Raw genomic sequence first — 6,725 nt, 5'->3', positions numbered from 1 at the left:
GCACGGTTTCAATTTCACTGGGAGTTGCCAGTTTTCTCCCGACTGATACACCTTTCACAGGAAAAGACATCATACTCAGTGCCGACAGGGCCCTGTACAAAGCAAAAAATCTCGGTCGCGATCGGGTAGTTCATTTTACCGATCTGTGATCCCAGCCACGCGAAGCCATAACAGGAAGTCAATGGTTCAGGACCATTGACAGAATGACATGATTTAGGCTTAAGGAAACCTGATATACAAACCATTCCTGTCAGGGCATGGGCTCACAACCACATTCCTCTTGACATTTTTTCCATCCTCCTGTCTATATTTACTGGAGTTTTCCAGGTGCTCTCACGAGCTTGAAAGGGAACCCCGTGGGAATCGGGGACGGGCCCGCCGCTGTAACCGGGGATGAACGTTGCTATACGGGTGCCTTGAAAATTGAAATTTCGTTCAAGATCAGGCGAAAATACGATTTTTCAAGGTAGCTCCATGCCACTGTTTGCCACAGGTAAATGGGAAGGCGCAACAAGTAAAATGAACCGGAAGTCAGAAGACCTGCCTGGAAAAGAAAGAAATCCGCCATAATACCAGGGTTTCTGACGGCTGCCTCCGTGGACAGGGGACTGTCGGTACAATTCGTGGAAAACCAGGGCATCCTCGGATCAATATTTATTGGTCCGGGGATTTTTTTTACCCTTGTCGGGCATCTCCGGACTGGAAATAACAGAACAGGAGATAGGATCATGAAGAAAAAAACGCAAGCCGTCCTTGCCCTGTGGCTCCTTGCCACCCCTTCACTTGGCATGGCGGAACAGTCTGAACAGGACAAAGCAACGGAGACGACCATGGCGGAAATGGTGGTTACCGCAACCAGGAGCGAAGAGGCAATAGATAAAATTCCAGCCAAAATGGAAGTTATCAATAATCAGGAAATCCGGCTGACAACCGGAAAAACAATTACGGAACAATTAAAGAAAAACAGCTCAATCGGTGTTATAGAATATCCCGGTGCTCTTGCCGGAATAGGTATCCGCGGCTTCAGGCCTGAATTTTCCGGTATCACCAAACACTCCCTAATCCTCATAAACGGACGCCCGGCAGGAGCTACCAACCTCGCTGGAATCCTTGCCGACAATATTGAAAGAATTGAGGTACTCAAAGGCCCGGCCTCATCCCTCTACGGTGCTGAAGCCATGGGTGGTGTCGTAAATATCATAACAAAGAAAAATACGGATAGACTGACCGGCATGGCCGAACTCGGATTTGGCTCCTTCCAGACCAATTTTCAGAAAGCGGCCATAGGAGGCGGTCTGGGTGAAATCCTTGATTTTGACCTGTCGGCCAACCGTTTTGACCAGGTGGATGATTTCGATATGGGTAACGGTAAAACCAGAGCCAACACCAGCTACAGGACCCAGAACGGAACCTTGCGATTTGGAGCGGATCTCGGGGAATCATGGCGGGTGGACATAAGCGGCGATCTCTACCAGGGAAGAGATATTGAGCTTCCCGGTGACACCTTTGACGGTGACAACAAATCCGGACATAAAGACATTGACCGCTATGGCGTGGATATGAATGTTGCCGGCGAACTGGGAAAAGACAATCAGCTCTCTTTCACCGCCTACAAAACAAATGAAACCTCCGAATCCTACAAACATTATGCAGGATGGTCTGTACCGGTCCAGGTAACACCTTACCGCAGCTACGATTCTGAGATTGACTGGTTCGGTTTCCAGGTTAAAGACGAATACTCCTTGGGCGCTCACCGTTTCATTGCCGGTTTTGATTACCAGAATATTGACAGGGAAAGCAGGAGTTATTACCAGAACGGCAGTCGAAAGGCACCCTATTCTCCAAATGAAAGCCGTGAAAATATTGCCGGATACCTGGAAACCGTCTGGAAATTTTTCGGCGAAAGACTCACCGCCACAGCCGGTGGCCGATATGACACCTTTGATGTGGAGACAAAGGCGACACCCTACAAAACCGACTTCACACCCAACTCCGAAAACTTTTCCACCTTCAGCCCCCGCGCGGGACTCAATTACCTGTTTGACCAGGGAATCCGGCTACACGCCACCGTCGGTAAAGCCTTTGTTCCCCCGACCGCAGCCCAGCTCGCCGGGTATTCCGAGCGGCTTGTGGGCGGTGTCACCATGATCACCAGAGGAAACGGATCACTTGATCCGGAAACCTCCATCACTTACGATTTCGGTGCGGGATATGAACTGCCCGGGTGGGGGCTTTCCATGGATATCACCTATTTTCACACGGATGTGGACGATAAGATCAGCACGGTTACGCAAGGTACCACAACGACCTATGAAAACAGTCTCAGTGCTGAAATGGACGGTATTGAAACCGAATTTTCCTTTGACCTGGGTGCCCCCCTGGAGTGGAACCGGACACTTTCTTTTTTCATCAACTCCACATCCATTCTCAAAGCGGAAGAAGAACAACCCGGTGGGACAATGAAAGATATTCATAATGTGGCTGACTATACGATCAATTACGGCATTCTTTATGAAGAGGGAATATTCGACGGGAAACTGCACTTCCGCAGCCAGGGAAAAATGAAGGATACGGACTGGAATGCACCGGGATATCCCGAAACCGAATACCCGTCCTTTACCGTGGTTGACCTGGTTCTCGGCACCACCATCAGGGACCATCACAGGCTCACCCTCAAAATCGACAACCTGTTTGACAAGGACTATTACGAGAAAAAAGGATTCCCGAAACCGGGTCGTGCCTTCTACCTGAGCTACGCCTATTCATTTTAACCCAAAATTCACCCCGTTTTTCCTGGAAAACGGGGTGAATTACCAAAACAACCAGTTGCGTACAAAACTCAACCTGCAGGGTAACTACTCACAGGTGCCGTAGATTTTTGCAGGCTCTTTTGTTCGCTTTTACCTGCCTATGCGGACAAAAGAGACCGTGAAAAGCTGGGGTACCTGTGAGTAATTACCCTGCAGGAATGTCTCACGCAAGTCGAGGTTATGGAATTTCACGGGGCTGTTGTTTAAGCCCCCGCATATTTTTCCCGGGATTACGGATGATCTGGTGTCCCGTGTGAGGAGTTACATTGAGCCGATATCAAAGCAGATTCCCGAATATAATGAAACCTTCAACTCTGCAGATATTCCCGATGATTCTGCTTCCGGTAATTCTCATCCTTGTCCCTGTTTCCAGGTTTGCGATCGCAGGTTATCCCGAAAGAATTGTCTCCCTGGGACCGATTAACACCGAAAATGTCTATCTGCTTGGGGCCGGGAACAGGCTGGTCGGCAATACTGAGTACTGCATACGCCCGGAGGCAGCAAAACAACTGCCTAAAATCGGCTCGGTAATGCAGATTTCTATTGAAAAAATCCTCAGCCTGCACCCGGATATCATTCTGGCAACGGCGCTGACACCACCACAACAGATAGAAAAACTGCGCAGACTTCATATCAGGGTTGTTCATTTTCAACAACCGACATCTTTTTCAGAAATCTGTCGTCAATTTCTTGAACTCGGAAAAATCCTGGGTTTTTCGGAGCAGGCAAAACACATTATCGCTCTGGCGGAATCAGAGGTCCGGAGAATAGAACGACAGGTTGCACCATTAAAAAAAACCACGGTGTTTCTCCAGGTTGGCACCACCCCGCTCTTCGGTTCAGTCAAAAAATCATTCACCAGTGATTTCATCCGACTGGCAGGCGGGAAAAATATTCTGACAGACAATTCAGGGGCCACCAGCTACGAACGGGTCATCAGCGCTGACCCGGAGGTTATTATCGTGGCTATCATGGGATCGGAAAGCGGGCTTGCCGGAGAGGAAATGACCAGATGGCTTCATATTCCCGTCCTCCAGGCAACAGAGAAAAAACGAATTCATATTATCGATCCCGACCTCATCTGCAGTCCTTCTCCAATGACTTTTGTCAGAACATTGAAACTGGTTGCAACACTCCTCCACCCTGAAATCTTCCTGGATCCGTGACATCTGATGATGCAGCCTGTGAGCAATTGGTTGCACGGGTATGAAGAACAGTTTACCGCTCCTGACTCCCCCCCCTGAACTTCCGGGTCAGTTCTTTCAGGGCCGATACCTGCTCTGAAAGGTGTCCAGCCATATTCCTGATCTCTTCTCCACTTCCAGAAAGCCTGGAAACGACTTCACTGGTTTCTGAAATATTCTGAGCAATTTCAGAAGAAACGGTAGAACTCTGGGAAACTTTTTCATTCACCTCCATAATCCCTTCCGCCGCCTGGGAGACATTCTGTGAGATTTCACCGGAAGTGGCGCTCTGTTCTTCCACCGCCATGGCTATTTCACTGACAATGACATCCACTTCTCCAATAACATTGCTGATCTGCCTGATCTCCTCAACAGTCTCATTGGTTGAATTCTGGATTGAAGCAATTTTATTCTTTATTTCTCCTGTGGCTTCGGCAGTCTGCTTGGCCAACTCCTTGATTTCATTGGCAACAACGGCAAATCCTTTGCCGGCCTCACCGGCTCTCGCCGCCTCAATGGTAGCGTTAAGAGCCAGCAGATTCGTCTGCTCGGATATCTCTGTGATCACCTCCGTCACTTTGGATATTTCGGTAGCAGCGGTTCCAAGGGCGTCAACCTTGTCAGATGAACTCGCGGCAAGGCTCACAGCATGCCGGGTAACCTCTTTTGCCTTATCCGTCTGTTTTGCCTCCTGTTCCACCGAAGTCAGGATTTCATCTATGGCATCGGCAACCAGACCGACATTGGCAGAAGCCTGTTCACTGGCTGCAGCCACCGAGTTCATATTTCCGCTCATTTCTTCTGTTGCTGCAGCTACGCTGTCCGCCTGTTCGGCCGCCTCCCTGGTTCCTTCGGAAAGATCTGCGGAAATCCCTGACAGGGACTGTGATGAATCACTGAGAACATTGGCCTGCTCATGAATTCTCTGAATCACATCCCTGAGTTTTGCCGACATTTCGGCAAGCGCCTTGCCGATTGAAGCAATTTCATCACTGCCCTCGATATCGATGGGGACAGATAAATTTCCTTTGCCGATCTCAACTGTGGCACGATGTAACCTGGCAAACCGTTTGCCCACTCCGGTCAATACCAGAAAAAAGAGGATAAAGAAAATCGCCAGGGCTGCCGCCGAAACCAGCATCAGGACATAAATCGCTCCAATCTTTTTATTCAACTGCTCTCCCGCTGATTTTTCAAGGGCACGAACACGTTCATCAAGAACCTCGAATCCCTTGAATGCAGGAGAATCATCTATCTTCACCGCTTTGTCAATTTCGGTAGTGGTCTTCCCCTGCCGGTGCATGGCAATGGAAACATCAACCGCCTTTGCGTATTGATCAGCCACCGCTTTAACTGCCTTAAGGGCCTTTCGCTCTTCAGGAGAAAGATCCATACCCCTGTACTCGGCAAAAGCTTTATCCATCTTTTCCTTGTTCTTTTTAAACCTGTCCGCGTATTTATCGGCACCACGCAATACATGGTTTTTGAAATTATGGATAAACCCGCCGTAGCCGAACTGGCTTTTTATCTCGGTGAGCTGTATCTGTCGTTTTAATGCCGTCTGCTGATACTGTTCCCAGTTGGCTGATATCCTGGAAATTGAACGGAACTGAAGCATCCCTGTGATAAGGAGCAATACAACCAGTATCAGTGAAAGCAACACCATTTTCTTCTTGACAGTCATGAGTTTATCCTTTGTTTAGCTGAAAATCAGCGACTGATGGTCGTACCGCCGCAGTCGGGATTTTCATTGCTTATTATAGTTGACCTATGGTCCAGCCATTCCGACATTCAAGATACCGTATCGAAGAAATCGAACGTATCCCTTTCCATCTTCAATCAATTAAAAGCTTATCGTATTTTCTCTTTTAATGTCCAGTAAGAATTCGTTTTAAAAAAAGTGCATGCTACTCGTCAGGCAGGTAAACGGTAAAGACGGTTCCTTCCTCCGGACTGGAGTTGACCTCTATGGAACCATTGTGTTTTTTGGAAACAACATCATGACAGATAGCCAACCCCTGCCCACTCCCTTTTCCCACTTCCTTGGTGGTAAAAAACGGATCAAATACTCGCTTGATGATATCTTCAGGAATACCGATACCATTATCCTGTATAACGAACTCAATTCCGGATTCAACATTTCTTGTAGTGATTTCAATAATACCCTTTTCTCCATTCTCCGTATTACTGTTGCGCTCTTCAATGGCATTGGCGGCATTGACAATCAGATTCAAAATCACCTGCCCCATCTCATCGACAATAAGGGGGACCATCTTAAGGTCTTCAGCAAAATTTTTTCTTATTTCAGCATGGTATTTCCATTCATTTCTTGTCACGGTCAATGAAGTTTCAATCAATTTATTCAGATCGGCCAGGGCCCGCTCACGTGTCCCAGGATGAGAAAATTCCTTCATTGCCAGAACTATCGAAGAGACCCTGTCAATCCCTTCACGGGACTGAACAATGGCAGCCGGTATCTCCTCCTGCAGGAACTCCCAGTCCGCATTTTCCAGAGCCGCCTTGAATTTCTCTTCCGCGTCCGTTCCGCAGTGCGTTGCGATATTCTCAATATCTTCCATAAGACTGCACACATCCCCATGGGCTTCTCCAAGAAATTCAATATTTGTTGCAACAAACTGAACGGGTGTATTGATCTCATGGGCAATACCGGCCGCCAGACGACCAACTGACTCGAGTTTTTCTTTCTGAAGAAGTTTTGCCTGCAGCCTGT

The 6,725-nt window shown here is 48.1% G+C and carries 4 protein-coding genes and 1 riboswitch; of the genes, 2 read left to right on the top strand and 2 right to left on the bottom strand.

The window, feature by feature from the left end; genetic code table 11:
- The first annotated feature begins 308 nt into the window (after window positions 1–308).
- Window positions 309–562: riboswitch (cobalamin riboswitch) on the top strand.
- 166 nt (window positions 563–728) lie between these two features.
- Both ACXLDX_RS02740 and ACXLDX_RS02735 read left to right on the top strand, forming a co-directional pair.
- Entirely contained in the window at window positions 729–2,771 is a 2,043-nt protein-coding gene (locus ACXLDX_RS02740; RefSeq protein ID WP_457575661.1) for a TonB-dependent receptor plug domain-containing protein, read from the top strand.
- Between the two features lie 338 nt (window positions 2,772–3,109).
- Window positions 3,110–3,976, top strand: a complete 867-nt coding sequence (locus ACXLDX_RS02735; protein ID WP_457575660.1) for an ABC transporter substrate-binding protein — start codon at window positions 3,110–3,112, stop codon at window positions 3,974–3,976.
- Between the two features lie 52 nt (window positions 3,977–4,028).
- Here ACXLDX_RS02735 and ACXLDX_RS02730 read toward each other — a convergent pair whose 3' ends face one another.
- Entirely contained in the window at window positions 4,029–5,678 is a 1,650-nt protein-coding gene (locus ACXLDX_RS02730) for a methyl-accepting chemotaxis protein (RefSeq protein WP_457575659.1), read from the bottom strand.
- Window positions 5,679–5,901: 223 nt separating this feature from the next.
- A partial coding sequence (locus ACXLDX_RS02725) for a sensor histidine kinase (RefSeq protein ID WP_457575658.1) occupies window positions 5,902–6,725 on the bottom strand: 824 nt, incomplete at its 5' end.

Source organism: Desulfomarina sp. (assembly GCF_054039375.1).
Note: the sequence above shows the minus strand (reverse complement) of the source record. Positions and strands in the feature narration are given on the sequence as shown.

Coding starts and splice junctions, on each gene's coding strand:
- ACXLDX_RS02730 (WP_457575659.1), bottom strand. CDS start 5,678: ATGACTGTCAAGAAGAAAATGGTGTTGCTTTCACTGATACTGGTTGTA.
- ACXLDX_RS02740 (WP_457575661.1), top strand. CDS start 729: ATGAAGAAAAAAACGCAAGCCGTCCTTGCCCTGTGGCTCCTTGCCACC.
- ACXLDX_RS02735 (WP_457575660.1), top strand. CDS start 3,110: ATGAAACCTTCAACTCTGCAGATATTCCCGATGATTCTGCTTCCGGTA.